Genomic DNA, 25925 nt, shown 5'->3' with positions numbered 1-25925 from the left:
CAGGGCACCCAGATTCAGCCCGCCTGGGCCAGCACCAGAGGAAGCACAGCACCAGCCCCGGCCTGGCGAAGGGCCCGGCCGGCCACGGTGAGTGTCCACCTGCTGTCCACGATGTCATCGACCAGCATCACGCTGCCACCCTGCAACGGGGCCAGTGCGGCCTCAAGCTCCGGCCCCACCACCAGGCGGTCCCACACCCCCGCCAGCCTGTAGGCGCTGTTGCCGCCGCGGCTTCCCGTGGGGCCCCCGTGGGCAAGCTGTAGCTCGCCCAGGTATGGGATGCGGCCGATCTCCGAGATTCCCTTCGCAAGGGATCCCACCAGCTCAGGCTTGCCCCGCGAGGGGATGCTGACGATGGCTGCCGGCCGTCCCGCCCCGCTCCACCCGGGATTGCCGGGGTTGCCCGTACCCCATTCGCGCAGCACCTGGACACATGCCTGAAGCATGCCGGGGTCAACGGGCCGGTCCCCCGCGCCGGCCGCAAACAGCTCCCGCAGTGCCCCGCCCCAGCCCAGGTCTGTCAGCCTTGCGAGGACCCGCCCCTCGGAGACTCCTTCTGCAGGTTTGAGCTTTCCCTTCACCGGGACACCAAGGCGGTCCATGCCGCTGGGCCACTGCAGCCGTGGTTCCAGCACCCCGCCCGCCCTGCTGAGGGTCTGGCCGGCCGCAGCGGTGGCATGCTCGGCAATCTCTGCCGGGAACCACCTGCCGGCGCAGTTATCGCACCTGCCACAGGCGTGGGCGGTCTCGTCGTCAAGGACGGACGTGATGTATTCCATCCGGCAGCCGGCAGTGTCCTGGTAGATCACCATGGAGTCCTGTTCGTCCACGCGGGCCTCCGCTATCCGCCGGTACCGCTCTGCGTCGTAGGCCCAGGGCCGGCCGGTGGACCGCCAGCCGCCGCCCACGCGTTCCACGGCGCCATCCACCGAGAGGACTTTCAACAGCAGTTCCAGCGGAGTGCGTCGGAGGTCCACCCTGGCTTCCAACGCGACCGTGGACAGCGCGGTGCCTGCTTCGGCCAGCGCCGTGAGGACGGCGGCGGCTTTTTCCTCCGACGGCATGGAGGCCGTGGCGAAGTATTGCCAGATGTCCCGGTCTTCGGGGCCCGGCAGGAGCAGGACATCGGCGTTTGCCGCCCCACGGCCGGCGCGCCCAACCTGCTGGTAGTAAGCCACCGGCGAGGACGGCGCTCCGAGGTGGACCACGAAGCCGAGATCGGGCTTGTCAAAGCCCATGCCCAGAGCGGACGTGGCAACCAGCGCCTTTACCTGGTTGTCCTTCAGGAGCTGTTCGGCGCGTTCCCTGTCTGCGGGGTCCGTGCGCCCGGTATAGGCCAGCACCTCGTGGCCGGCCTCCGCCAGGAGGCGCGCTGTATCCTCCGCCGCGGACACCGTCAACGTATAGATGATGCCGCTTCCGGGAAGGTCGGCCAGATGCGTCAACAGCCAGCCCAGGCGCTGCTTGGCATCAGGAAGTGACAGGACCCCCAGCCGCAGGGAATCCCTGCCCAGCGCACCACGGATGGTGAGGACGCCGGCGCCGAGCTGCTCTTCAATGTCGTGGACCACCCGGGAGTTAGCCGTGGCTGTGGTGGCAAGGACGGGAACCGAATCCGGCAACTGGGTAATCAGGTCCGCGATCCTGCGGTAGTCGGGCCGGAAGTCGTGGCCCCAGTCGGAGATGCAGTGTGCCTCGTCGATGACGAGCAGGCCTGTGCGCCGGATGAGTTCGGGAAGCTGGTTTTCGCGGAAGGACGGGTTGGTCAGCCGTTCCGGGGACACGAGCAGGACGTCCACCTGGTCAGCGGCGAGCTGTTCGCGGACGGAGTCCCATTCCAGCTGGTTCGCGGAGTTGATGGCCACGGCACGCACTCCTGCCCGGGCCGCCGCGGCTACCTGGTCCCGCATCAGGGCGAGGAGTGGCGACACGATGAGCGTGGGCCCGGCCCCGCGGCGGCGCAGGAGCAAGGAGGCCACGAAATAGACTGCCGATTTTCCCCAACCGGTACGCTGCACTACCAAAGCCCTGCGGCCGTCGTCGACCAGTGCCTCGATGGCTTCAAACTGGCCCTCGTGGAAACCGGCCGTCGGGTTGCCCACCAGCTCGCGGAGAACGGCGAGCGCCTGCGCGTGGGTCGCCGAAGACGGAAGGATGTTGCTGTTTGCCGGTTCAGGAACGGGTACGGGTTCAATGAGGCTGGTGGCGTGCTGGTTATCGACCATTGATTCAGTATCCCAGCCGCCTCCGACACCAGGCGCACGGGAGCGTCCTATGTGGAAACCCCGCCACCGCAGGTTCGTGTCACATACGCCTGTCCGCACCCGTCCTCCACAGCCACTTTCGCGGCCCACGTAAGATAAAGCCCGTGACTAGCGAACAGACAACGACTTATGACCTTTCGGCATCCTTCAAGGCGTACGACGTCCGCGGCATCGTGGGCGAATCCATCACCGCCGAAATCGTCGAAGCCGTGGGGGCCGCCTTCGTGGACATCCTCCAGCTCGAAGGCCAAACCATCCTGGTGGGCGGCGACATGCGCCCGTCCTCCCCGGAGTTCAGCAAGGCCTTCGCCAACGGCGCAGCCACCCGCGGCGCCAACGTTGAGCTGCTGGACCTGATTTCCACGGACGAGCTGTACTTCGCGTGCGGTTACCTGAACCGTGCCGGGGCCACATTCACCGCGAGCCACAACCCTGCCGGCTACAACGGCATCAAGATGTCCAAGGCCGGCGCCGTTCCCATTTCTTCCGAGTCCGGCCTCAAGGACATCCAGGCCCTCGCCGAGAAGTACCTCAACACCGGCGCCATCCCGGCCGCGGCCAAGCGCGGGCTTATCGGTGTCCGCGACGTCCTCAAGGACTACTCCGAATACCTCCGCAAGCTCGTGGACCTGTCCGGGTCCCGGCCGCTGAAGGTTGTTGTGGACGCCGGCAACGGCATGGCAGGGCTCACCACCCCTGCAGTGCTGGGCGATACCCTGCTCCCCAAGCTGCCCCTGGACATCATCCCCCTGTACTTCGAGCTGGACGGTTCCTTCCCCAACCACCCTGCGAACCCGCTGGAACCGGAGAACCTCCGCGACCTGCAGGCGGCAGTGGTGGAGCACCGCGCGGACATCGGCCTGGCGTTCGACGGCGACGCCGACCGCTGCTTCGTGGTGGACGAGAAGGGCGAGCCCGTCTCGCCGTCGGCCATTACCGGCATGGTGGCGCGCCGCGAGATTGCCCGCGCCAAGGCCCTGGGCGAGGCAACCCCCACGATCATCCACAATCTCCTCACCTCGCGGGCCGTGTCAGAGCTTGTAGAGCACGACGGCGGCCGGGCTGTGCGCACGCGGGTGGGCCACTCCTTCATCAAGGCGGTCATGGCGAAGGAAGGCGCCGTCTTCGGCGGGGAGCACTCAGCCCACTTCTACTTCCGTGACTTCTGGAACGCGGACACGGGCATGCTGGCGGCCATGCACGTGCTGGCGGCCCTGGGTGAACAGGACGGACCCCTTTCGGAACTGGGCCGCGAGTATGAGCCGTACGTCAGCTCGGGCGAGATCAACTCCGAGGTCGATGACAAGCCCGCCGCCGTCGAGCGTGTCCGAGCGGCCTTCGCGGACGAGGACATCACCATCGACACCCTGGACGGCAGCACGTTCACGGCCAACGACGGCAGCTACTGGTTCAACCTGCGTCCGTCCAACACCGAACCCTTCCTCCGGCTCAACGCCGAGGCGACCGACCGCGCCACCATGGAACAGGTCCGGGACCGGGTCCTGTCGATTGTCCGGGCGTAGGCCAGCGTGACAGACACCCCGGAGCCGGGCTCCGAAGGACAGGGCTCCTGGCGCGGCTCGGTGCCGGATGCCACCGCCACGGACCTGGAGAACCTCCTGGGCACGGGCGTCAGTGCCGCCCAGGAGCAGCTGCACCGCAGCGGCGGCTTCCTGCCCTTCGCCCTGACCGTCCAGAACGACGGCGAGGTGCGGCTGGTGGCCGTCTCGCCGGCAGACGCCGCGGAAGGTTCAGACGGCGACTTTGATGCCGACGCCATGATCAGCGACCTCACAGCCCTGCTGCGGCAGAACCGGGAGGACTTCCGGGCTGCCGCCGTGGTCTGCGACATCCTGCTGGTGGAGGAGGACTCGGACGCCATCCACGTGGCGGCTGAACACCGCGACGGCTCTGTCTTCGCTGCCGTGCTGCCCTACTCGGCCAATGCCGGAACCCAGACGTGGGAATTCGGGGAGCTGGCGGCCGATGCCAGCGAGCCCGCGATCTGGGTGGACTAGACCGGCGGCGCCTCCATGAAGATCAACGCGTTCGCCGACGTCAGCCTGCGGGCCCTCATGGTGCTTGCGGCAGCCCCCGCGGGTGCCCTGCTGACCACGCAGAACGTCGCCGACTCCGTAGGCACGCCCTACAACCACGTCAGCAAAGCGATGGCGAAGCTGCGCACCCTCGGATATCTCGAGGTGGTCCGCGGCCGGACCGGCGGTTCCCGCCTTAGCCACGCCGGCCGCAATGCCACCGTGGGTCAGGTCCTGCGGCAGCTCGATACCCGGACCGACGCGGCGGACTGCGTGGCTCCCGGCGGGAACTGCCCCCTGATCAACGAATGCCGGCTCCGCTCCGCACTCTCCCGGGCACGCGAGGCTTTCTACCAGGAACTCGATTCCGTCAACATTGCGAACCTCCCCGTGTCCGGCCAAATGGCCCCGGTCTTCAGCATGATCGGACTCCGCCCGGGGCTCTGACACCCCCGGCCCCGCCTTCACCACCGGCCGATTTGCTTCCAACTTCTACAAGATGTAGAAGTTGGGTATGAAAACCAGCATATGGAATGCAGGTATTCACGAAGGCCGGACGAAGGCCCCGGTCACTACCTCAGGAGTTCCCATGCTCTCGGAAAAATCCCGCCCCGTCATCGAAGCAACGCTGCCCCTGGTCGGTTCACGGATCGGCGCCATCACCCCCAACTTCTACGCGCGCCTGTTCGCAGCGCACCCCGAGCTTCTGGACGGCCTGTTCAGCCGCTCCAACCAGCGCTCGGGCAACCAGCAGCAGGCTCTCGCCGGAAGCATCGCCGCTTTCGCGACCCACCTGGTCAACAACCCGGGCACTCTTCCGGAGACCGTCCTCTCCCGGATCGCCCACAAGCACGCGTCCCTGGGTATCACTGAACCGCAGTACCAGGTGGTCTACGAGCACCTCTTCGCTGCCATTGCCGATGACCTCTCAGAGGTGATCACCCCCGAGATCGCCGAGGCATGGACCGAGGTCTACTGGCTCATGGCCGACGCGCTGATCAAGATCGAGAAGGGCCTGTACGCACGCCAGGCCAACAGCAAGATGTGGGCTCCCTGGCGCGTGGCCGCGACAACCCCCGCCGGCACCGGTGCCATGACCTTCACGCTGGAGCCCGCGGACGACACCCCCATCACCGAAGCGCTTCCGGGCCAGTACATCAGCGTCAAGGTCACGCTGCCGGACGGCCTTCGCCAGGTCCGCCAGTACTCCCTCTCCGGCGACGCCGGCACCGGCCGCACCTTCACCACCAAACTGGACGACGGCGGCGAAGTCTCGCCCGTGCTCCACAACAACGTGCAGGTCGGCGACATCCTGGAGATCTCCAACCCCTACGGCGAGATCACCCTGAAGGACGGTGACGGGCCGGTGGTGCTGGCTTCCGCTGGCATCGGCTGCACCCCTACCGCGTCCATCCTTCGGTCCCTGGCAGAGTCCGGATCCGAACGGCAAGTGCTGGTGCTCCACGCGGAAAGCACCTTGGACAGCTGGGCCCTGCGCAGCCAGATGACGGACGACGTCAATCGCCTGGACGGTGCCAAGCTGCAGCTCTGGCTCGAACAGCCCGCGGCCGGAGCCAAGGAAGGTTTCATGTCCCTGCGTGAGGTGGACCTGCCGGCGGATGCGTCCCTATACCTCTGCGGCCCGCTGCCGTTCATGAAGAACATCCGTGACGAAGCCATCAACGCCGGCATCCCGGCCGCCCGGATCCACTATGAGGTCTTCGGCCCGGACATCTGGCTCGCCAGCTAGAAGCCAACGACGGCGGCCCCGCACCTTTCGCGAAAAGGTGCGGGGCCGCCGTCGTCCCGCTGAGGAACGCCGCTGTTCCTAGGAGGCCTGTCCCAGCCTGGACTTCAGGCCGGCCAGCTCGGACTGAAGTGCCGCCGGGAGCGACTCGCCGAAGTTGGCGAACCATTCCTCGATGGACGCAAGCTCCGTGGCCCACTCGACCGGGTCCACCTTGACGGCTTCCTCAACCTGCGCCGGGGTCATGTCCAGGCCGTCGAGATCGATGGCATCGCCCGTCGGCACAAAGCCGATGGGTGTTTCGTCGGCGTCGGCCTTGCCCTCGAGCCGCTCGATGGCCCACTTGAGGACGCGGGCGTTGTCGCCGAAGCCGGGCCATGCGAAGCCGCCTTCGGAGTTCCGGCGGAACCAGTTGACCAGGAAGATCTTGGGCAGGCGCTCCGGGTTGGCCTTTGCGGAGAGGTTGACCCAGTGGTTCAGGTAGTCGCCGGCGTCGTAGCCGATGAAGGGCAGCATGGCCATGGGATCCCGACGCACCACGCCTACGGCACCGGCTGCTGCTGCAGTGGTTTCCGAGGACAGGGTTGCTCCCATGAAGATGCCGTTGGACCAGCTGCGCGCCTCGGTGACCAGCGGAATGGTGGTCTTGCGGCGGCCGCCGAACAGGATGGCGGAGAGCTCCACACCATTGGGGCTGTGGTACTCCTCGGCCAGCATGTCGATCTGGTCGATCGGGGTGCAGAAGCGGGAGTTCGGGTGCGCAGCAGGCGTGTCCGAATCCGGAGTCCAGGAGTTGCCCTGCCAGTCGGTGAGGTGCGCGGGCACTTCCTCGGTCATGCCCTCCCACCACACGCCGCCGTCGTCAGTGAGGGCGACGTTGGTAAAGATGCTGTTGCCCTTTGCAATGGCACGCATCGCGTTGGGGTTGGTGCCCCAGCCGGTGCCGGGGGCCACGCCAAACAGGCCGGCTTCGGGGTTGACGGCGCGGAGCTCGCCTTCCTTGCCGAAGCGCATCCAGGTGATGTCGTCGCCGAGGGTCTCCACCTTCCAGCCCTTGATGGTGGGGTCGAGCAGCGCAAGGTTGGTCTTGCCGCAGGCAGACGGGAAGGCTGCCGAGACGTAGTACGTCTTCTGCTCGGGGGAGGTCAGCTTCAGGATGAGCATGTGCTCGGCCAGCCAGCCTTCGTCGCGGGCCATCACGGAGGCGATGCGGAGGGCGTAGCACTTCTTGCCCAGCAGGGCGTTGCCGCCGTAGCCGGAGCCGAAGGACCAGATGGACCGCTCCTCAGGGAAGTGGACAATCCACTTGTCCGGGTTGCACGGCCACGGCACGTCATTCTGGCCGGGCTCCAGCGGGGCGCCGAGGGAGTGCAGCGCGGGGACGTAGAACGCGTTGGTTTCAGTGATGCGGTCCAGCACGTCGGTGCCGATGCGGGCCATGATCCGCATCGAGGCAACAACGTAGGCGCTGTCCGTGATCTCGACGCCGAACTTCGGGTCCTCCGCGTCCAGGTGGCCCATGACGAACGGGATGACGTACATGGTTCGGCCGCGCATGGAGCCGGTAAACAGTCCGCGCAGCTTCTCCTTCATCTCGGCCGGTGCCATCCAGTTGTTGGTGAAGCCTGCGTCGCGCCTGTTTTCCGAGCAGATGAAGGTCTGCTCCTCCACACGGGCAACGTCCGCGGGGTCGGAGAAAGCGGCGAAGGAGTTGGGGAACAGTTCCTGGTTCAGCCGGGTCAGGGTGCCGGCAGCCACGAGCTCGTCTGTGAGGCGCGTGTTTTCCGCCTCGGATCCGTCAACCCAGTGGATCCGGTCCGGCTGCGTAAGCTCGGCAACCTCTTCGACCCATGCCAGCAGGCCGGCATGTGTGGTGGGTGCTTTCTCAAGCAGCGGCTTCTGTGCCAGATCGCCCATTACGGTTCCCTTCCTCGGGTTCATCGGTGTGTCCTAAATGTTATGGTCCGGACCACTGCCGTTTTTCGGACGTCTGCTGACGATTTGAGGTCACAGAAATAGAATTCCGCGGGAAATCAAGGAACTTCAGGCTGAAATTCTACGACAAAGTGACGAAGGTCACCTATACCGGTCTAGTAGCCGAGATTACACGTCCTTCGATTTGGCATCCCAGCCAACCCTCGCGTAAAGTAATTCGAGGTTCAGGGAGAGCGGTTCTTCTCCAGGAACACGGAATGCGCCCATAGCTCAGCTGGATAGAGCGTCTGTCTACGGAACAGAAGGTCAGGGGTTCGAATCCCTTTGGGCGCACCATCAAGGTCCGCACCGGTTCGCCGGTGCGGACCTTTTGCGTTGACCCACGTCCGCACCGTCCCGGGCGTAGGCTGTCCCCATGATGCCCGAGCCTGTGAAGCAGGAATTTGACGTTGTGGTGATCGGCGCCGGCGCCGCGGGGGAAAACGTTGCGGACCGCGCCGTCCAGGGCGGCCTTTCCGTGGTGCTCGTGGAGGCGGAATTGGTGGGCGGCGAGTGCTCCTACTGGGCATGCATGCCGTCAAAGGCCCTGCTTCGGCCCGGAACGGCGCTGCACTCCGCACAGACGGCGCCGGGTGCCAAGGAGGCCGTCACGCGGACACTGGATGCTGCCGCAGTGCTTAAGCGCAGGGACCACTTCACGTCCAACTGGCAGGATGACAGCCAGGTTGCCTGGGTCAAGGATTCCGGCATCGACCTCATCAGGGGCCACGCCTGGCTTACGGCTCCCAAATCGGTCCAGGTAGCAGGGCTGGACGGCACCTCGCACCTGCTGCAGGCGCGCCACGCGGTGGTGCTGGCCACAGGGTCAATGCCGAACATGCCCCCGATCGAAGGGCTTGAGGACGTGCAGGTCTGGGGAACCAGGGACGCCACCTCCGCCAGCGAAATCCCGGAGCGGCTCGCTGTCCTGGGCGGTGGCGTCGCCGGGACGGAGCTGGCCCAGGCATACGCCCGCCTCGGGTCCACTGTGACGCTCATGGCGCGCAGCAGGCTGCTGGGGAACTATCCGGAGGAGGCAGCCAGTCTGGTTGCCGCCGGCCTGCGCGCGGACGGCGTGGACATCCGGCTCAATACCGTGACGGAGGGCATCACCGCGAACGACGACGGCACGTTCAGTTTGCAGTTGGCCGACGGGTCAACGGTCATCGCTGACAAGGTCCTCGTCGCCACGGGCAGGCATCCCGCGCTTGAGGGCCTGGGACTGGAAAGCGTCGGCATCGAGCCGGACAGCCGCGGCCGCCTGAACCTCAGTACGGATATTTCCGGCCTGGTGGAGGGCATCCCTGGCGACGGCCCGTGGCTGTATGCCGTGGGTGACGCAGCCGGCCAGAACCTGCTGACGCACCAGGGCAAGTACGAGGCGCGGGCGACGGGCGATGCCATCACGGCCAGGGCCAAGGGCGAACTGAGCGGGCGGCCGGCCGACTGGAGCCGCTATGCACAGACTGCCAACCAGCATGCCGTGCCCAATGTCGTGTTTACCGATCCTGAGGTTGCCACCGTCGGCCGCACCCTGGAAAGTGCCCGCAAGGACGGCTACAACGCCTCTTCGGTGGAACTCCCCATCCAGGTTGCCGGGTCTTCACTGCATTCGGAGAATTACGCGGGCTGGGCGCAGCTGGTGGTCGATGAGGACCGGAAGGTACTGCTGGGCGCCACATTCGCCGGTCCGGACGTGTCCGAGCTCCTGCACGCCGCAACGATCGCCGTAGTGGGCGAGGTCCCGCTTGACCGGTTGTGGCATGCGGTCCCGTCTTACCCCACGATCAGTGAGGTTTGGCTGCGGCTCCTGGAAAAATACGGCCTCTAGGACGTCGAACCGACCCCTATTTGAACTGACCGGTCAGTTTAGTTAGGCTGGGACCGGACGCATTCTGCGAAAGGCCAACCTTGCTCTCAGCACAGCTGCTCTCTGTCATGGGCCGCAGGGACCCCCTGCTTCCGGCGACTTCCCTCCACGTGAACCGCGGCGAACTCCTGTTGGCCACCGGGCGACGGCAGGACCACCGCACAGCTCTTGCGCTGGTGCTCAGCGGCAGGATGAAGGCAACAGGAGGCCTCATCACCTGGGACGGCAGCGAGCGCATCAAACCGCGCCGGCTGGCCAGCGCCCTGGTGGACTCCCCCGGTGTGAACGAGCCGGAACAGCACCTCAGCGTCCGGGACCTTGTCACCGAGGACCTTGCCCTGGTCCCGCGACGCTACCGGGGGGCATTGCTAAGCAACCCGTGGCTGAAGGTGAACAGCTTCGAGGACATTGCCGGCCTCTGGACCGAGCAACTGGACCCCGGCCGGCGGCTTGAGCTCCTGACCGCGCTCGCGCTGGCAAATCCGCGCACGGACTTGCTGGTGGTCGATTCCCCCGACCGGCACGGTGCGGATGAGTCCGAGTGGCTGCCGGGGCTGCAGCGCCTGGCGTTCGACGGCGGACGGCCGCTCGCCGTCGTCGCCACTGTTGGCGCCCTCCCGACGTCGTGGGACGGACCCAGCGCAGCCATCGGCAACGCCGCCGCGGGGGATGCCGCCACGGGGAATGCCGCGGAAACTGCTGAACTTGAAACAGAGGTTGCCAAATGACGGTACTGCGGCTGGCCCGCTCCGAACTCAAGAGGATGACCGGCGGGCTGCTGCCGAAGCTGACCATCCTCGCGCTGACCATGGTCCCCCTGCTGTACGGCGCCGTGTACCTCTACGCAAACTGGGATCCCTACGGCAACCTCGACCACATCGACGCGGCCCTTGTTGTTGAGGACGCCGGCGCCCCGGCCAGCGACGGTACGCGGCTCCAGGCGGGGGCGAAGGTGGCGGACAGCCTGGTGGACGGCAACGTGTTCCACTGGATACCCGTCGCCACCACGGAAGAGGCGGACCAAGGGGTCAGCAGCGGCGAATACGCCTTCGCCTTGAAAATTCCCCGGGACTTTTCGGGCAATCTGGTCTCGCCGGGCAGCTTTGATTCCGCCAGCCAGGCAATGCTGAACGTCACCACCAACGATGCCAACAACTACCTCCTGAGCACCATTGTGGATAAACTCACCACCGCCGTCCACAGCACTGTTGCCACGGAGGTGGGCGAGGAAACGGCCAACCAGCTGCTGACGGGTTTTGGCACCATCCATGCACAGATGGTCAAGGCCGCAGACGGCGCCGGCCAGTTGGCGGACGGCGTGGGGCGGCTCCGCGACGGAGCCGCCGCCCTCCATGAGGGCACCGCCGAGTTGAGCAACGGCGCCGGCGGGCTTTATGCCGGGCAGGCCAAGCTGCGCGACGGCGCCAACGAGCTGACCGATGGCGCAGGCCAGCTCAGCAGCGGACTCTCCACGCTCAAGGACAAGACGTCCACGCTGCCCGCCGATTCCCGAAACCTCGCCGCCGGGGCAGCGCAGGTGGCAGCCGGAAACGCGCAGCTGAACGCCAAGGTGCAGGGCGTTGCAGCCCAGTTGGAGGCCGCAGACCAGGGGCTTCGGACACGGGTGATGGAATCAAACAACAGGCTCATCGCGGCAGGCATCCTCACGCAGGAGCAGGCCGACAGCATCCTGGCCGACTTCGACGCCACGGCCGGCTCGAGCCCTATGGCTGCAGCCAAGACGGGGATCCAGGCAGACGCCGCCCAGATCCAGCAATTGGCGGACGGAGCAGCGTCCGTCAGTGCCGGCGCGGCGCAGCTCGCCGCGGGCACGCCGGACCTGAGGGACGCCGTGTCGCAGGCTTCGTCCGGTGCCGACCAGTTGCACACCGGGGCTGCCGCGCTGGCCACGGGGGAACAGGCCGCGCTCGACACTGCCGGCCGCCTCGCTGAAGGAGCAAGCAGGGTGGATGCCGGGGCAGCCCAGCTGGTGGATGGTGCCGGGACGGCAGCGGGCGGGTCACGCACGCTGGCGGACGAAATCAGTAAAGGGGCAGGGCAGGTGCCCAACCCTGATGACGCCCAGAAGAGCAACCTCTCCCGCGTCATGGCAGACCCCGTTTCGGTCAGCAACGTCTCACAGGCCAAGGCGGAGTCGTACGGCGCCGGGTTGGCGCCGTTCTTCCTCACCCTTGCGTTGTGGATCGGCATCTTCATGCTGGTCCAGGCAATGCGTCCCATCACCCAGCGGGCGCTGGCGTCCAATGCGGCATCCTGGAAGATCGCACTGGGCGGCTGGCTCCCGTTCCTGGCGGTCTCGGCGGTACAGGCAACCCTCCTCACCCTGGTAGTGAATCTTGCCCTGGGCCTCAATCCCGCCCACCCTGTCCTGATGTGGCTCTTTATGCTCGCCGCAGCCATGGCGTTCAGCGCCCTCATCCAAGGCGTTGTGGCGCTGCTCGGGTCTCCGGGGAAACTCGTGGTGCTGATCCTGCTGGTCCTGCAGCTGGTGTCCTCCGGCGGCACCTTCCCCTGGCAAACCACGCCGCAGCCTCTCCATGTGGTCCACGAGGTCCTGCCCATGGGCTATGTGGTGGCCGGGATGCGGCACCTGGTCTATGGCGGGGACCTGGCCATGATCGCACCCACGGTACTGGGCCTGGTGGGCTATACCGCGCTGGGTGCGGCCATGTCCACGCTTGCGGTGCGCAGGAACAAGTACTGGACCCTGAAAACGCTGAAACCTGAGATTGCGCTATGAGTACGGAGCCACCGGGAGCAGCGAAGAGTCTCCGCCCTGCCCGGACCGACGTTACGCGCCAGAAACTCTTCGACGCATCCATGGAACTCATCGGCGAGCGGGGTGCGGCGGGTGTCACGGTTGATGAGATCGCCGCTGCGGCGGGCGTCTCCAAGGGAACCGTCTACTACAACTTCGGCAGCAAGTCGGAGCTCATCGCGCAGCTGCTGCGGCATGGTGTGGACATCCTGAAGGCCCGCCTCCTGTTAGCGCCGGAACAGGGAGCACCGGGATCGGGAGCTGATGGTCCTGCGGACCAAGCCGGGGCCGGCGGCACCCGGGCAAGCGACCCGATGCGGGCCATGGAGGCAATGATCGGCCAGGCCATGGACTTCATGGCGGAGTACCCGTCCTTCGCGCGCCTCTGGGTCAGCGAAAACTGGCGTACGCCCAGCGAGTGGCAGGGCACGTTCGCGGTCCTTCGCGGCGAGCTGCTGGCGGTGATCGGGGAGGCAGTGGAGAAGGTGGCAAAGGAATACCCCGTGGACCCGTCGGTTTCCCGGGGCAGCCTGGAAACCGCCATCTTCGGGGCCTGCTTCGTGGTGGGACTGGACCGCCAGACATACCACCCCGAGCGGACGCGTGACCAAAGCGTTGCAGCAATCATGGCCATCATGCGCGGCTACGTGCTGAAGCAGCCTCCGGCTCAGGGATGATTGGACCCATGGGGAAGAGCGGAAAGTTCGCGGTTATTTCCGGTATTGTTGCGGCCGGCCTGCTGGTGCTGACCGGAATGACGCTCGCTGAGCCGGTGTTCATCGCGTTCCTCGGTGTCCTGGCGCTGGCGTGCCTGGCCTGTATTACGGAGATCCTGAACCGGGGGCGGCGCCTTGCCCTGCTGGTTGCCGGTGGGGGCGCCAGCCTCACCATCGGCTTTTCCCTCGCCTTCATCAGCACGTGGGAGCTGGCTTTCGCCGGCGAGTCCTCGTTTGTAGGAACGCCGTTGCCCACCGACGATCCCGACAATTACTTTTTTGGTGCTGCCGCTGCAGCCGTGGTTACCCTGCTCGTGCTGTTCCTCGGTGCGGCCTGGCCCCGCGGGCGCCGGCTGCAGGCTCTGTCCAGGAAGGGCACGGCTGGGCGGGGCACGGCTGGGCGGGGCACGGGCAGAAAAGGCACTGCCGCCACGGGCCCAGCAAGCAGGGGCGCTTCCGTGAAGGGACGGACGACGGCGCCGGGCAGGCCAGCTGCCAAAGGGACAGCCCAGCGCAAGCCGGCCCAGCAGGCATCGGCACAGCGGACTCGTGGTGAGGGAACCGGCGGCCTCCGCGCGCCTGCGCGGGTGCCTTCCAGCGCAGCCAACCGGCCGTCGTCGTCCGCTTCCCCTGCCAGGACAACGCCGAAAACGGGGGCCAAACCTCCACCGCGCCGGTGACTCCTGCCGGCCCGTCAGGATGGCGCCAGGCTAGTGGCGGGCCCGGGGAACCTTGAACTTGGTGATACGGGCGTCCTGTCCGTCCAATTCGGCCCAGGACTTCTCCGTCTCAAGGACGGTGAGGGCGTTGGTGGGGTACCTGGTGGCGGCGTCCATGTAGGCATCGTGGTCGGAATCCCGCGAGGCGAGGTGCATTGCCAAGTCCTGGACCCCCGGCAGGTGTGAAATCACCATCAGTGTGGTCACGGTGTCCGGAACGTGGTTGATGACCGTCAGCATCCGAAGTGCGGAGGCAGCGTACAGCCCGTCTTCAAGCTTGGGGGTGGGCGCTTTGTCCCCCAGCTCCGAGCACACCCAGGTACAGGTCTGCCTGGTCCGCAGGGCACTGGAGCAGAGGATGAAGTCCGGGACGATGTTGTGCTTGAGCAGCCAACGGCCCGCCAGCGGCGCCTCACGGTGGCCACGCTCCTCCAGCGGACGCTCGTGATCGGCCACGCCGCCAGGCCAATCGGCCTTGGCGTGGCGCATGATCACAAGCCGTCGAAGATGGTGCCCACTCATGGCCTAAGCCTATAGCCAGCCGACGCAGCGCACGGTGCCCCAACCCGGCAGAAAGCCGCTTTGGCGTGGTCGCGAAAAGACCTAGATCGAGTATTCCGGAGCGGCCCAGACAACCACTTCGGGGTGCTCGTAGAACCGGTATCCCTGGCCGCGGACGGTGCGCACGGTGTTGGCGAGCCGGCCCAGCTTGGAGCGCAGCCGGCGGATATGGACGTCGATGGTGCGCTCGTTGGGGACCTCTTCGGCATTGCGCCAGAGACCTTCCAGGAGCTCATCGCGGCCCACGGTGCGGGTTCCGTTTTCCACGAGGTAGTTCAGGAGTTCGAACTCCTTGAACGTCAGGTTGAGGGACTCGCCGTCCAGGTGGACCTCGCGGCGGGCGAGGTCGATCAGGACACCGGACGGGCGCGGCTCCTGGGCCTGCGCGGGACGCGGGGCCTCAGTGCGCGGGCGGGTGTTGACGGTGGGGTCGCCGAAGGTGGAACGGACGACGTCGAGCGCGGAACCGGGGGTGCCTGCGGGAGCCACGGCGACGGCTGCGTAGCTTTCTGCTCCGGACACCAGGGACTGGGCGTAGGCGCGGATTTCCTGGGCCAGCTTGGCGATGGAGGTTCCGGCGGCTGCTGCGGTTTCCTCGTCGATACCCATGTAGAGGACGAATCCGCGGGCGACGTTGTCATTGGCGACGGGCCGGACAGCAGCCGGGCCGGCTACTACGGGAGTGGGGGCCGTCATCGGCGCCGCCTCGGCAGGCTGGACGGCGCGGAGCTGCCCGTAGGAATTGGGGTTATAGCCCTGGGGCGCATAGCCCTGGGCGGGAAAGTTGCTTCCGGAAGCAGAGGGAGCAAGGGCAGGCCGGGGGCCGAAGCCGGGGCGGAGGCCGGAGGGCTGGCCCGCCTTGGCGGCGTTACGGACAGAGATGTGGACGTATCCGGATGCAACTGACATATGTGCTTACCTCAATGTGAATGGCCGTCATCACGGCCCGAATGCTGGGTTTCCCCGCAATGAGAACTGGGGAGGGGCGCCCGACGCTGGGCTGGGGGCGAATGCCTAAGAACTTCGGAGGGTGGGAAGGTCAGGCGTGCATTCGACAACAGCGCATGTCGGCAGCAGCGGATGTGCTGGGCCAATATTCTGCGGCTGCAGGTGCTGTTGAGTTCTTGTTCACATTGGAAGTGTGCAGCGTAACAATGCCAACTTGCAAGTAACAATGGACGCGGTCGTCCGCATAATGAGACGAAATCGGCTAATGTGCTGCAAATCACGATTCTGGCAGAGCCATAAAAATAACGTTCGTTATCCTTGAAGAGGCGCACTTTCGGCCTTGGACAGAACTTTGTTCGGCGGAATGGGAGTTTCACGCTAAAATATTCAGGACCGGGACTGATAGGGAAATCCCACTCACCGCCTTGCCGTCGTGTCCAACCGCCCACGGTTTCGGACAAAAAATTCTCCGGGGAAACTGCACCTCAACGGCAACCCCGCCGCTGGGGCATGGCAGGAGCAGCCGCGTCTCCGGCATTCAGCTCGCTACGCCGGGATATTCACAGCTGGGCCACAGGTTTGCCATAGCCGGGCATAAACCAATGATCGGAGAGTTGTCCCATGGCCACTTCGCACTCCATGACAAACAACCTCCCCAAGCTCACCCATCCGGACGGCTCCCCCATCAGGGCCCTCGTGGTGGATGACGAACCCAGCCTCTCGGAACTCATGAGCATGGGGCTGCACATGGCGGGCTGGTCCGTGGCAGTTGCTGCCGACGGCCCTGAAGCGGTGAAGCTGGCCAAGGACTTCCGCCCCGACGTCCTGGTCCTCGACGTCATGATTCCAGGGTTCGACGGCGTCGAGGTCCTGGGCAGGATCCGCGCTTTCGCGCCCGAGGTCCCCGCGCTTTTCCTGACCGCCAAAGACGCGGTCCAGGACAGGATCGTGGGCCTCGCCGCCGGCGGCACGACTATGTCACCAAGCCGTTCAGCATGGAGGAAGTCCTGCTGAGGCTGCACCGGCTGGTACAGCGCTCCGGCGTTGCCGCCATGGACACTGCTGAACTGGTGGTGGGAGACCTTGTTCTGAACGTGGACACACGCGAAGTCACGCGGGCCGGTGATGACGTCCAGCTAACGGCCACCCAGTTCGAGCTGCTGCGCTACCTCATGGAGAACCCCAAGCGCGTCATCAGCAAGGCCCAGATCCTGGACCGGGTGTGGAACTACGACTTCGGCGGCCAGGCAAACATCGTGGAACTCTACATTTCCTACCTGCGCAAGAAAGTGGACGCCGTGCACCCGCCCATGATCCACACCGTGCGGGGCGCCGGGTACGTCATCAAGCCGGCGGAGTAGACGGCGCCATGACCGCCGTGCACACCGCGGAGCCGCAGCGCCGGAGCTGGCTCACGCCTGGCACCTGGCACCTGCGGACCCGGCTTATCCTGCTGGCCATGGCGCTGCTGATCGCCATCTGCGGTGCGGTGGGCGTGGCCAGCTACGCCTCCATGGACGCGTTCCTCACCCGCCAGCTGGACGAGCAGCTGAGCCAGGCCGCAGCCCGCTCCAACGATCCCGGCCGGCCTCCCTCCGGCGGCTTCAACGGCAGGGACCCCCTGGATTCCCGCGGCCAAAGCGTGGGAACACTGAACGCGCGCATCCTCAACGGCCAGGTCAACAGCGCTGGCTTCCTTGCCCCGGACACCACGCGCTCCGCACTGTCCACCGAGGACAAGCAGGTCCTGCTGGCACTGGCCACCGACGCCCGGCCTGTTGACCGCAGGCTTTCAAACGGCGACTACCGGCTGATCGCGGTCAAGACCAGTTTCGGCGACGTCCTGGTGACCGGACTCCCCCTGGCCGCTAAGGAGGGCACGCTCGCGTCCCTGGTGTGGACCTTCGTGTTCGTCTCGCTGGGCGGGTTGCTCCTGGTCGGGCTGGTGGGCACAGTCCTGATCCGCCGCACCATGAAGCCCCTTGAACAGCTGTCCGAGGTGGCCACCCGGGTTTCGCAGCTGCCCCTGGATGCCGGCGAGGTGGCACTTGCCGTGCGTGTACCGCCGTCGAACTCCAACCCCGGAACTGAGGTGGGCAGCGTGGGGCACGCGCTGAACCTCATGCTGGACAACGTTGCCAACGCGCTGCAGGCGCGGCAGAAGAGCGAAACCAAGGTGCGGCAGTTCGTGGCTGACGCTTCCCATGAGCTACGCACGCCGCTGACCGCCATCCGCGGCTACACCGAACTGATGAGGATGACGGAAAACTTCACTCCGGACGGGCAGAAGTCGCTGGCGCGGGTGCAAAGCCAGTCGGAACGGATGACCGCCTTGGTGGAGGATCTCCTGCTGCTCGCGCGGCTTGACGAGGGCCAGCCGCTGAAGCTAAGCGAGGTGGACCTAACGCAGCTGGTGGTGGAAGCCGTCAGCGACGAGAAGGTCATGGCGCCCGGGCACACCTGGCGGCTGGAGCTCCCCGACGAGCCGGTGGTGGTCAACGGGGATCCGTCGCAGCTGCGGCAGGTGTTGATGAACCTGCTCTCCAACGCCCGCAAGCACACCCCTCCGGGCACCACAGTGGTAACGGGGGTGTGGAAGACCCCGGAGGGAGCCGCGGTTGTAACCGTAACGGACGACGGCGGCGGAATACCGCCGGAGTTCGTGGACCAGGTCTTCGCGCGGTTCGCCCGCGCAGACGCGGCACGCGCGGGAACGGCCAGCACGCCCGGCGCACCCGCCGCTGAAGGAACCAGCGGTTTGGGGTTGTCCATTGTCGAGTCCATTGTTGAGGCCCACGGTGGACGGGTCACGGTGACGTCTCAGCCCGGCCGCACACAGTTCGCCCTGCAGCTGCCCTTGGTTCGCGAAATTACACAAGGCGGCGCGCCGCCATCGTGATTCCTGTTACCAAAATGTGACTTCTGGGCTGCGCTCCTGTACCGTCGAATGGGTGCGGCCCCCGTTCGGGCCGCATATCCCGGGTTGACGCCAAGCTCTGCCACTTCCCGGATTCCTCTTGAGCAACGGCAGAGGCGGGGGACCCACCGTCCCGGGCACTGAATGCCCTTGGGGTTAAGCCTGCACGTGTTTTTTCCGTGCGGCCGGATGCCCTCATCCGAACCCGACAGCTAACTCCGCAGGTGTGAGAGGCGATCCATCATGTCCAAGTTCCTTGTAAAACCACGCCCGCAATCGGGCTCGGATACCCGCGCTACGCGTCGAGCAGCCAAATTCCCGTCCTTCGGCCGGCGCGCCGGGTTCCTGGCAGTATCCTGCGCCATCCTTGTTGGAGTTGGCGCTGCGGGCCAGGCCACCGACACGGGTGCCCGCGTGGCATCCACCGAGGCGCCCGCTGTCGAGTCCCTGTCGAAGCTGAGCATGGAGCAAAGCGAAATCCGGGCCAACCCTGCGCCTGAGTCCGCGGCTGGGCCGATCAATGTTGTCCCGCAGGCAGCCGAACCGGCTCCAGCTCCGGCAGCCGAGCCCGCACCTGCGCCGGTACCCGCTCCCGAACCGGCGCCGGTACCGGTACCCGAGCCCGCACCCGTCGTCGCGGTTAATGACCCCGCGGGCGCCCAAGCGTACGCTGCCGGCCAACTGGCTTCCTATGGCTGGGCTCCGGACCAGATGCAGTGCCTGCAGACCCTATGGACCAAGGAATCGGACTGGACCACTACGGCCACCAATCCGAGCAGCGGCGCCTACGGCATCGTCCAGTCCTTGCCGGCTGAGAAGATGGCCAGTGCCGGCGCCGACTACCTCACCAACTACCGCACGCAGATCAACTGGGGCCTGGATTACATCCAGGAACGCTACCAGTCCCCGTGCGGTGCACTGAACTTCCACTTGTCGAACAACTGGTACTAAAGCGGCACCGGCCGCGTCCGTTGACTCCAACCTCACAGCCGGAAGGAAATGACCCTCCTGCCCTCGTCATCCACGCCGACCTCGACGGCAACTGCACTGTAGTCAACAATGTGCAGCATGCCGGCAGGCAACGGTCCGGTGTTGGGTCCAACAGCCACCGTACGGATGCCGGCGGCGACCCCTGCTGCAATGCCGGCGGGAGCATCCTCAAACACCACCGCATCGGCAGGATCCACGCCCAAGGCGGCGGCGGCCTGCAGGTATCCCTCAGGATCCGGTTTTCCCCGGGTTACCAGCTCAGCTGTCACGGCCGTGGCAGGCATGGCTAGACCCGCGGCGCCCATCCGGATGTCAGCCAGGACGCGGTCAGCGGACGTGACGAGGGCGATGGCGTCTGCTGGAAGTGCCGCCAGCAACCGGGCTGCCCCGGGCAGGGGCAGGATGCCGTCAGTCCGGACGCGTTCCATGGCACCAAGTTCCGCGGTCAGTGCCGGCACATCGGCGCCGGGCGGAGCGAAGCGCTTCACGGTGTCGCCTGCTTGGACGCCGTGCGAAGTCCGCAGGATCTCTCCAAGGTCCAGCCCGTAGCGGACGGCAAACTCGCCCCAAACCTGTTCAACTACCGCGGTGGAATCAACCAGGGTCCCATCCATGTCAAAGAGGACGGCACGGCAGGTCAGTGCCAGGGTTAGGGGAGGCATCGGGACGGTCATGCCTCCCATTCTGCCCCAGCCCTCCCGGAGACCTAGCCGGCGATGCCGTACAGCCGGTCGCCTGCGTCGCCGAGGCCGGGAACGATGTAGGACTTCTCGTTGAGCCTTTCGTCGATGGAGGCCAGCACGATGGTGACATTGGCATCGGAGAGTTCTTCCTCCAGCTTTGCCAGGCCTTCCGGAGCAGCAAGCAGGCAGATGCAGGTGACATCAGAGGCGCCGCGCTTGAACAGGAACTTAATGGCTTCGCGCAGCGTACCGCCGGTGGCCAGCATGGGGTCCAGGACGAAGATCTGCCGGTCGGTAAGGTCCTCGGGCAGGCGCTCGGCGTAGGTGATGATGTCCAGGGTTTCCTCGTCACGGGCCATGCCGAGGAATCCCACTTCAGCGGTGGGGACGAGCTTGGTCATGCCCTCGAGCATTCCAAGGCCCGCGCGCAGGATGGGTACCACCAGCGGGGTGGGCTTGGTGAACGCCGTGCCAACAGTGGTGCTGACGGGCGTTTCGATGGTGACTGGCTCGGTGCGGACCTCGCGCGTTGCCTCGTAGGCGAGGAGGGTCACCAGCTCCTCCGTCAGCTGCCGGAAGACCGGGGACGGAGTGTTTTTGTCCCGGAGGACGGTGAGCTTATGGGCGACCAGCGGGTGGTCCACAACGAGAGTGCGCATGGGTCAAAAGTATCACCCGGCCGCCGGGCCCCTCCCCGACCGGTCGCCGCTGGCCTCCGCTTCCCCGTTGGGTTCCTCTCGAAGGACGGGGTGTTCAAAGGTAGGCGCCGGGCCCGCGTGCTCGCGGCGGCGTATCAGGTGGAACAGCCGGTGGGCCAGGATCACCATGGACACCCATGCGAGGCCAAGGAACCAGCCGGCCATCACATCGGTCAACCAGTGGTGTCCCAGGAAAACCCTGCTCAGGCCCATGGCGATGATGAAGATGGCGCCGGCCGTTATTGCGGCGATCCTTGCCCACAGGATTTGGAACTGGAGGCACATCAGATACACCAGGACCCCTATCACCACTGTTGTGTTCAGCGTGTGTCCGCTGGGGAAGGACGGTGTGGTCTCATAGGGCGGCACCGCCTCCGAATGGTCCGGACGGGTCCTGCCGACCAGGCGCTTGCCCAGGGTGGTGGCAGTTGTGGAAACGAGGGCAGCGCCGCCCACCAGGACGATGGGCCGCCACGTCCTGCTCAGTAATGTCAGCCACGCAGTAAGGATGCTGGCGAGGATTGGCATGCCGATCCCGCCGCCCACGTTGGTAAAGCCCGTGGCGAAGGCGTCCACCTCCGGATTCCGCAATGACTGGGAGTATTCCAGCGCAGGAATATCCAGGCTGGCAAGCCCTTCCTCGGCCACCACATTGGCATACACCTCTGCGCCGAGCAGGGCCAAGGTGACCACGAGTGTTCCGCCGATGATCATGGTCAGCCACAGGGCGGCATAGGGCTTGATCCACTTGTCCATGCGGTCTCGGACGGTGCTCACTGTGCCTCCCGGCGTCTGGGGCGTCACGGGCTCTGGTTATCCCACGAAACTATCATTGAGCCATGGTCTCAGCAGAGAAAAAATATAACGCGTGGATGGGCTTTGCCCTTGCCGAGGCCCGCCGCGCCCTCGCTACGGAGGATGTGCCGATTGGCGCGGTGGTCATAGGGCCCGACGGCGCCGTGCTGGGTTCCGGCCGGAACCAGCGGGAGGAGCTGGGCGACCCCACCGCCCACGCCGAGATAGTTGCCATCCGGGAGGCGGCGGAGCGGTTGCGCCAGCTTTCAGTGCTCGACGGCGGCAGCGGCGACGGCTGGCGGCTCGCCGACTGCACGTTGGTGGTGACCCTGGAGCCCTGCGCCATGTGCGCCGGCGCCATTGTCCTGGCCCGGATTCCCCGGGTGGTTTTCGGTGCCTGGGATGAGAAGGCGGGGGCGGCAGGATCCGTCTTCGACGTGCTCCGCGAACGCCGCCTGAATCATTGGGTTGAGGTTTATCCCGGGGTGCGCGAGGCAGAGTGCGCCGGGCTGCTGCGTGAGTTCTTCGCCGGGCACCGGCTCTAATTCCTGATGGCGTCCAGCACCACCGCCGCTGTCCGGTCCCAACCCGGCAGCGTGCCCGCCGCCCCAACCGCCCTTTCCCGCCAGGAATCCCTGGTTGCGGGGTCCTCGAGCCAGCCGCGGAGGACCTGGGCCAGCAGGGCGGGGTTGGCAGGGTCATCATCGGCAGGGAAGGCAACCTTCGCTCCGGGAAGCGGGCCGTCGTCGTCCGTACCTGGTATGCCCAGGCGCAACGCTTCTACGGCGCCCGTCCCGTCACGCACGATCACCGGGATGCCCCGGGCGAGCGACTCGGTGACCACCATGCCGAATGCTTCAGCGCGGGAGACCAGCAGGCTGAGGTCCGCCCGCTGCCATGCGCTTTCCAGCGCCTGGCCGGTCAACTCTCCAGTCACTTGGATCCGGCTGCCCAGCCCGTTCGCCTGAACGGCAGCGCGAACCTTGCCGGTGTATTCCTCGTCTGCCCGGTCTGATCCCACCAGCGCTGCCGTCCACTCAAGGTCCTGCAGCCGGCCCAGTGCCCCAACCACCAGCAACTGGTCCTTGTTGGGCAGGAGTGCGGCCACGGTGACGATATGGGGCGGCGTGGATCCCGAAGCCAACGGCGCCGGATCAGTACCGGGAAGGGCGACCTTCAGCCCGCGAAGGCCGTGGCGTGCCGCCAGGACGTTCCTTGCCCAGGTGCTGGTGCACAGCACCCCGGTGGCGGCACGCAGGGACCTTGCCTCAAGTCCGTAGCGGGCGGGGGCAGGCATGTGGACCAGCACCCAGGTTTCCCGGCCGGCTTTGGCCGCGAATTCCAGCTCATCCGGCGCGCCCATGGCGATCAGCCCATCCACGAGGATCACGGTGCCCTGCAGTCCTGCGTCCGGTTCCCAGGCGCCAAGCAGTCTGCCCAGCCGGCGCCGTGCGCGGGCATTGGCTTCCGGCCAGGAGCCGTCCACTGCGATTACCTCGACCTCTGTCCCCAAAACCTCCAGGCCCCGCACCAGCCGCGCGTTGTAGACGTTGCCGCCGGAATGGTGGTGGATGTTGCCGGGGACCAGCAGACGGATGGGGGGCACGGGATCAGGCTGCTGGAAGGTCCGCTGCCGGGAGGTCCAGCGAGTAGGTGGCCCAGGCGTCCGGGTTTTCGCGCAAGGTGACGTCGATGCCCTTAAGCTGGCCGCCGTCGTCGTCATCTTTCAGCTTTTCCGCAACTGAATGGGCAATGTATTCCGCCAGCGCCTCGGTGGTGCTGAGTTTGCCCGCGAAATCCGGATGCTCGTCCAGGTTGCGGTAGTTCAGGCCTGCCAGAACGTCCTCGATGATGGTGCCGGCGGCGCCGATGTCCAGCACGATAGCGTCCTTGTTGAGCGTCCGACGGCGGAAGGACACTTCGGCGACGAAGGTTGCCCCGTGCAGGGCCTGGGCCGGCCCGAACGCCTCACGGGGGAGGCTGTGGGCGATCATGAAGTGGCGGCGGACGGTCAGGCTGAACATGGACTTACCTCTGGTCTTCTCGGGTCTGGCGCGGGTCTTTGGTCTGGCGGTCTTCGTTCTCGCGGTCTTCGTCGCGGGGGTATTCGATGACGTGGCACAGGGCTTCAAACTTCCCGTTGGCGAGGTCCTGAACCGTCCCGGGCAACTCGGCGAACGGCGAGATACCCGTGAGGAAGGTGTCGAATACGGGGTCCTTCAGCAGCGAGACGGCAAGGTCCAGGCGGTCGGCGCTGGTCCTGCGGTGGCGGCGGGCACGCGCCACCACACCCACCTGGCTGGCCCGGATGGATAGCCGCCGGGCATGGAAGTCCTCCCCCAGCGGCAGGGTGACCTCGCGGTTGGCGTACCAGGACATCTCGATGACGTCCCCCTCGTCGCCCACGAGCTGCAGGCTCCGTTCCAGGCCTTCCTGGGATGCCGAGCAGTGGAAAACGATGTCGCAGTCGGCGAGCGCGTCATCCGGGTGGGCGAAGTCCACGCCCAAGGAGTCGGCCAGGTGCCTCCGGCGCGCATCCAGGTCAACCAGCTGCAATCGCTGCAACGGAAAGGTCCTCAGCAGGGTGGCAACCATGCCGCCCACCAGCCCCGCTCCCACCACCGCAATTCGGTCTCCCAGCCGCGGACCCGCCTCCCACAATGCGTTCACGGCGGTTTCCACCGTGCCGGTGAGCACTGCCCGGCGGGAGGGCACGTCGTCGGGGATCTTCGTCAGTGAGCCAACCGGCACCACGTAGCGGTCCTGGTGCGGGTTCAGGCAGAAGACGCGCTGCCCCGGCCAGCCTTCCGGCCCCTCCTCGACAACCCCAACGGAGAGGTACCCGAACTTCACCGGCCCGGGGAAGGTTCCCTCCTGGCGGGGTGCCCGCATCTCCTCGGCAACCCGGGGCGGAACAGCGCCTGCATGGACCACCATTTCCGTGCCCTTGCTGATGCCGGAGTACAGGGCGCGGACCAGGGCCTCGTCCGGTCCGGGGGTCGGAAGCGCCTCAGGACGCAGCTCGCCGTGCTCCCTGGCTGTGGTCCAGTAGGCGGTTGCATGCGAGGGACTGGATTGCTGCGGTGGACTGGATTGATTAGTCATCTTGCTGATGAATCTAGCCGTCAACGTGCGCGCGGGAAAGTTGGACGGCGGCAGCACCCGTTGTCCCGTCGATTCCTCCCCCACGGGAGGCGCACTCCGGCAATCGTCATCATCAAAGTCACCACGAGGGTTTCATTACGGGACGCCGGCGCTTGCCTGGCAGGCCATTCCCCACCAGACATCTTCGGGCAGTGGGTCCTTGGGCAGCTGGTATCCGGGCAGGAACCAGTCAGCAAAGGTGTCCTCGGGGAACTCCTCCTTTGGATACAGGTCCTGGAGCGACAGATCTTGGAGCGACTGACCGGTTGCTGGAGGCCAAGCATCAGGCAGGCCATCAGGCGGCGACACTCCCGAAAGGTCGTTGGGCAGCGACACTCCCGAAAGGTCGTTGGGCGGTGGCCACATCTCCACAAGGTCATCAAGCGCGCGGAGCTCTGCCGGCACAGCCCCTTCCGGCCATCGTGGTGGTTCCCAGTCCTGGTGTTCGCTCTTGTAGGTCCGGCCGGTGGGTGAGGTCCAGCCGGGTGGTTCGGTTTTCGTTGCCGGCGTGGGTTTCCAGCCGCTGGTGTGCCGGAGCCTGTGGTGTTTCGGGCAGGGCTGTCCGAGGTTCGATACCCCGGTGGTGCCGCCTTTGTGCCAGGCGAGGAGATGATCGGCCTCGTTGTGGAGGGAGTTGTTGCTGCAGCCGGGGAAGGGGCACTTGCCGTCCCGCAGCCTGAGCCAGTTCCGCATCGCCTTGCTCACCCGGTAGCTGGTACGGCCGATTTCCAGCGGCGCCCCGTCCCGCGGGTCCACCAGCACCCGGTAGAAAGAGTTCGCACCGCCGGCGACGAGGTCCCGGGCCATGGACGCCGGGATGGGCCCGTACCCGTCCAGCATGGCCGGTTCCCCGGTCAGGCCCATCAGCGAGAACACGGGCACGGTGACCAGGACCTCGGCCCGGATCGGCAACGACGGGCCGGCTTCCTTACCGGCATGTGGTTCGTCCCCGACTCCATTACCGCCCTCGCCAGCACTGCCTGCACCGTGGGTGCCGGTACTACTCCCTGCGTTGAGAAACCCTGTGTTGAGAAACCCTGTGTTGAGAAGCCCTGCGGCGAAACTGTCGGCCCTTAGCTGGGTC

General features: G+C 66.2%; 23 protein-coding genes, 1 tRNA gene, 1 pseudogene and 1 riboswitch. Of the genes and pseudogenes, 14 read left to right on the top strand and 11 right to left on the bottom strand.

Annotated elements, in window-relative coordinates; all coding sequences use genetic code 11:
- Positions 1-14: 14 nt before the first annotated feature.
- Positions 15-2225, bottom strand: a complete 2211-nt coding sequence (locus Q9R30_RS17575) for a RecQ family ATP-dependent DNA helicase (RefSeq protein ID WP_311218390.1) — start codon at positions 2223-2225, stop codon at positions 15-17.
- 143 nt (positions 2226-2368) lie between these two features.
- Here Q9R30_RS17575 and Q9R30_RS17570 point away from each other — a divergent pair, with 143 nt between their 5' ends.
- The 4 genes from Q9R30_RS17570 (at position 2369) to Q9R30_RS17555 (ending at position 6050) form a co-directional block, all read left to right on the top strand.
- On the top strand, positions 2369-3787 hold the full coding sequence (locus Q9R30_RS17570) for a phosphomannomutase/phosphoglucomutase (RefSeq protein ID WP_104996798.1): 1419 nt from the start codon (positions 2369-2371) through the stop codon (positions 3785-3787).
- 6 nt (positions 3788-3793) lie between these two features.
- Positions 3794-4282 carry a hypothetical protein gene (locus Q9R30_RS17565; RefSeq protein ID WP_104996797.1) on the top strand — a complete coding sequence of 163 codons (489 nt, stop codon included), beginning with the start codon at positions 3794-3796 and terminating at the stop codon, positions 4280-4282.
- Between the two features lie 15 nt (positions 4283-4297).
- On the top strand, positions 4298-4747 hold the full coding sequence (locus Q9R30_RS17560; protein WP_311218389.1) for an Rrf2 family transcriptional regulator: 450 nt from the start codon (positions 4298-4300) through the stop codon (positions 4745-4747).
- A 142-nt stretch (positions 4748-4889) separates the two neighbouring features.
- The gene (locus Q9R30_RS17555) at positions 4890-6050 is read left to right on the top strand and encodes a globin domain-containing protein (RefSeq protein WP_311218388.1); all 1161 of its coding nucleotides are present in this window, start codon (positions 4890-4892) and stop codon (positions 6048-6050) included.
- A 78-nt stretch (positions 6051-6128) separates the two neighbouring features.
- On the opposite strand, the gene Q9R30_RS17550 is transcribed toward Q9R30_RS17555, so the two are convergent.
- On the bottom strand, positions 6129-7964 hold the full coding sequence (locus Q9R30_RS17550; protein ID WP_311218387.1) for a phosphoenolpyruvate carboxykinase (GTP): 1836 nt from the start codon (positions 7962-7964) through the stop codon (positions 6129-6131).
- Positions 7965-8241: 277 nt separating this feature from the next.
- Between Q9R30_RS17550 and Q9R30_RS17545 the strand changes: the two genes are divergently transcribed.
- The 6 genes from Q9R30_RS17545 to Q9R30_RS17520 all read left to right on the top strand — a co-directional run bounded on the left by Q9R30_RS17545 (position 8242) and on the right by Q9R30_RS17520 (position 14066).
- Positions 8242-8318: transfer RNA gene (locus tag Q9R30_RS17545), tRNA-Arg, on the top strand.
- An 82-nt stretch (positions 8319-8400) separates the two neighbouring features.
- Positions 8401-9852, top strand: coding sequence for a dihydrolipoyl dehydrogenase family protein (locus Q9R30_RS17540; protein WP_396136742.1), 1452 nt, complete (start codon positions 8401-8403; stop codon positions 9850-9852).
- 80 nt (positions 9853-9932) lie between these two features.
- On the top strand, positions 9933-10619 hold the full coding sequence (locus tag Q9R30_RS17535; RefSeq protein ID WP_234005503.1) for an ABC transporter ATP-binding protein: 687 nt from the start codon (positions 9933-9935) through the stop codon (positions 10617-10619).
- Complete coding sequence (locus tag Q9R30_RS17530; RefSeq protein WP_311218385.1) at positions 10616-12652, top strand: YhgE/Pip domain-containing protein; 2037 nt, start codon at positions 10616-10618, stop codon at positions 12650-12652. The genes Q9R30_RS17535 and Q9R30_RS17530 overlap by 4 nt, the downstream gene beginning before the upstream one ends.
- Positions 12649-13347, top strand: coding sequence for a TetR/AcrR family transcriptional regulator (locus tag Q9R30_RS17525; RefSeq protein WP_311218384.1), 699 nt, complete (start codon positions 12649-12651; stop codon positions 13345-13347). Before Q9R30_RS17530 ends, Q9R30_RS17525 begins: the two co-directional genes overlap by 4 nt.
- A gap of 8 nt (positions 13348-13355) precedes the next feature.
- Positions 13356-14066: a hypothetical protein gene (locus tag Q9R30_RS17520; RefSeq protein ID WP_104996790.1), complete on the top strand. Its 711-nt coding sequence runs from the start codon at positions 13356-13358 to the stop codon at positions 14064-14066.
- A 30-nt stretch (positions 14067-14096) separates the two neighbouring features.
- Here the strand turns inward: Q9R30_RS17520 and Q9R30_RS17515 are convergent, their stop codons facing one another.
- Complete coding sequence (locus tag Q9R30_RS17515) at positions 14097-14627, bottom strand: histidine phosphatase family protein (protein ID WP_104996789.1); 531 nt, start codon at positions 14625-14627, stop codon at positions 14097-14099.
- Between the two features lie 81 nt (positions 14628-14708).
- Positions 14709-15575 (bottom strand): winged helix-turn-helix domain-containing protein, encoded by an 867-nt coding sequence (locus tag Q9R30_RS17510; RefSeq protein ID WP_104996788.1) that lies wholly within the window; start codon positions 15573-15575, stop codon positions 14709-14711.
- Between the two features lie 660 nt (positions 15576-16235).
- On the opposite strand from Q9R30_RS17510, the pseudogene Q9R30_RS17505 reads away from it, so the two are divergent.
- From Q9R30_RS17505 to Q9R30_RS17495, 3 genes and pseudogenes are all read left to right on the top strand, one after another.
- A pseudogene (locus Q9R30_RS17505) lies at positions 16236-16975 on the top strand (response regulator transcription factor).
- An 8-nt stretch (positions 16976-16983) separates the two neighbouring features.
- Positions 16984-18513, top strand: coding sequence for a HAMP domain-containing sensor histidine kinase (locus Q9R30_RS17500; protein ID WP_311218383.1), 1530 nt, complete (start codon positions 16984-16986; stop codon positions 18511-18513).
- A gap of 95 nt (positions 18514-18608) precedes the next feature.
- Positions 18609-18769: riboswitch (cyclic di-AMP (ydaO/yuaA leader) on the top strand.
- Positions 18770-18774: 5 nt separating this feature from the next.
- Positions 18775-19482: a hypothetical protein gene (locus Q9R30_RS17495; protein ID WP_311218382.1), complete on the top strand. Its 708-nt coding sequence runs from the start codon at positions 18775-18777 to the stop codon at positions 19480-19482.
- 32 nt (positions 19483-19514) lie between these two features.
- On the opposite strand, the gene Q9R30_RS17490 is transcribed toward Q9R30_RS17495, so the two are convergent.
- From Q9R30_RS17490 to Q9R30_RS17480, 3 genes are read right to left on the bottom strand one after another with little or no spacing between them, the layout of a single operon-like run.
- A complete protein-coding gene (locus Q9R30_RS17490) occupies positions 19515-20195 on the bottom strand; it encodes an HAD-IA family hydrolase (protein ID WP_396136741.1) in 681 nt (226 codons plus the stop codon).
- Between the two features lie 32 nt (positions 20196-20227).
- Positions 20228-20863, bottom strand: coding sequence for a uracil phosphoribosyltransferase (upp, locus tag Q9R30_RS17485; RefSeq protein WP_104996783.1), 636 nt, complete (start codon positions 20861-20863; stop codon positions 20228-20230).
- Positions 20864-20875: 12 nt separating this feature from the next.
- Positions 20876-21658 (bottom strand): phosphatase PAP2 family protein, encoded by a 783-nt coding sequence (locus Q9R30_RS17480; RefSeq protein WP_104996782.1) that lies wholly within the window; start codon positions 21656-21658, stop codon positions 20876-20878.
- Positions 21659-21741: 83 nt separating this feature from the next.
- Between Q9R30_RS17480 and Q9R30_RS17475 the strand changes: the two genes are divergently transcribed.
- Complete coding sequence (locus tag Q9R30_RS17475) at positions 21742-22242, top strand: nucleoside deaminase (RefSeq protein WP_104996781.1); 501 nt, start codon at positions 21742-21744, stop codon at positions 22240-22242.
- On the opposite strand, the gene Q9R30_RS17470 is transcribed toward Q9R30_RS17475, so the two are convergent.
- The 4 genes from Q9R30_RS17470 to Q9R30_RS17455 all read right to left on the bottom strand — a co-directional run.
- Positions 22239-23303: a glycosyltransferase family 4 protein gene (locus tag Q9R30_RS17470; protein ID WP_199775320.1), complete on the bottom strand. Its 1065-nt coding sequence runs from the start codon at positions 23301-23303 to the stop codon at positions 22239-22241. The two genes, Q9R30_RS17475 and Q9R30_RS17470, sit on opposite strands and share 4 nt — an antisense overlap.
- Positions 23304-23307: 4 nt before the next feature.
- Complete coding sequence (locus Q9R30_RS17465) at positions 23308-23721, bottom strand: 6-carboxytetrahydropterin synthase (RefSeq protein ID WP_104996779.1); 414 nt, start codon at positions 23719-23721, stop codon at positions 23308-23310.
- Between the two features lie 4 nt (positions 23722-23725).
- Complete coding sequence (locus Q9R30_RS17460; protein WP_311218380.1) at positions 23726-24802, bottom strand: zinc-binding alcohol dehydrogenase; 1077 nt, start codon at positions 24800-24802, stop codon at positions 23726-23728.
- A gap of 135 nt (positions 24803-24937) precedes the next feature.
- The coding region (locus Q9R30_RS17455) for a DUF222 domain-containing protein (RefSeq protein WP_311218379.1) at positions 24938-25925 on the bottom strand (988 nt) is incomplete at its 5' end.

The sequence above is a fragment of the Arthrobacter sp. AB6 genome (genome assembly GCF_031844545.1).
Taxonomy (GTDB): domain Bacteria; phylum Actinomycetota; class Actinomycetes; order Actinomycetales; family Micrococcaceae; genus Arthrobacter.
The sequence above is the reverse complement of the archived record's forward strand: the minus strand, read 5'-3'. Positions and strand labels throughout refer to the sequence as shown.

Excerpts from the sequence above, each read along its gene's own strand:
- upp (WP_104996783.1), bottom strand. The coding sequence starts at position 20,863 with ATGCGCACTCTCGTTGTGGACCACCCGCTGGTCGCCCATAAGCTCACC.
- Q9R30_RS17530 (WP_311218385.1), top strand. The coding sequence starts at position 10,616 with ATGACGGTACTGCGGCTGGCCCGCTCCGAACTCAAGAGGATGACCGGC.
- Q9R30_RS17575 (WP_311218390.1), bottom strand. The coding sequence starts at position 2,225 with ATGGTCGATAACCAGCACGCCACCAGCCTCATTGAACCCGTACCCGTT.
- Q9R30_RS17490 (WP_396136741.1), bottom strand. The coding sequence starts at position 20,195 with ATGACCGTCCCGATGCCTCCCCTAACCCTGGCACTGACCTGCCGTGCC.
- Q9R30_RS17540 (WP_396136742.1), top strand. The coding sequence starts at position 8,401 with ATGCCCGAGCCTGTGAAGCAGGAATTTGACGTTGTGGTGATCGGCGCC.
- Q9R30_RS17525 (WP_311218384.1), top strand. The coding sequence starts at position 12,649 with ATGAGTACGGAGCCACCGGGAGCAGCGAAGAGTCTCCGCCCTGCCCGG.
- Q9R30_RS17515 (WP_104996789.1), bottom strand. The coding sequence starts at position 14,627 with ATGAGTGGGCACCATCTTCGACGGCTTGTGATCATGCGCCACGCCAAG.
- Q9R30_RS17475 (WP_104996781.1), top strand. The coding sequence starts at position 21,742 with ATGGTCTCAGCAGAGAAAAAATATAACGCGTGGATGGGCTTTGCCCTT.
- Q9R30_RS17550 (WP_311218387.1), bottom strand. The coding sequence starts at position 7,964 with ATGGGCGATCTGGCACAGAAGCCGCTGCTTGAGAAAGCACCCACCACA.
- Q9R30_RS17460 (WP_311218380.1), bottom strand. The coding sequence starts at position 24,802 with ATGACTAATCAATCCAGTCCACCGCAGCAATCCAGTCCCTCGCATGCA.
- Q9R30_RS17480 (WP_104996782.1), bottom strand. The coding sequence starts at position 21,658 with ATGGACAAGTGGATCAAGCCCTATGCCGCCCTGTGGCTGACCATGATC.
- Q9R30_RS17555 (WP_311218388.1), top strand. The coding sequence starts at position 4,890 with ATGCTCTCGGAAAAATCCCGCCCCGTCATCGAAGCAACGCTGCCCCTG.
- Q9R30_RS17510 (WP_104996788.1), bottom strand. The coding sequence starts at position 15,575 with ATGTCAGTTGCATCCGGATACGTCCACATCTCTGTCCGTAACGCCGCC.
- Q9R30_RS17500 (WP_311218383.1), top strand. The coding sequence starts at position 16,984 with ATGACCGCCGTGCACACCGCGGAGCCGCAGCGCCGGAGCTGGCTCACG.
- Q9R30_RS17495 (WP_311218382.1), top strand. The coding sequence starts at position 18,775 with ATGTCCAAGTTCCTTGTAAAACCACGCCCGCAATCGGGCTCGGATACC.
- Q9R30_RS17520 (WP_104996790.1), top strand. The coding sequence starts at position 13,356 with ATGGGGAAGAGCGGAAAGTTCGCGGTTATTTCCGGTATTGTTGCGGCC.
- Q9R30_RS17465 (WP_104996779.1), bottom strand. The coding sequence starts at position 23,721 with ATGTTCAGCCTGACCGTCCGCCGCCACTTCATGATCGCCCACAGCCTC.
- Q9R30_RS17560 (WP_311218389.1), top strand. The coding sequence starts at position 4,298 with ATGAAGATCAACGCGTTCGCCGACGTCAGCCTGCGGGCCCTCATGGTG.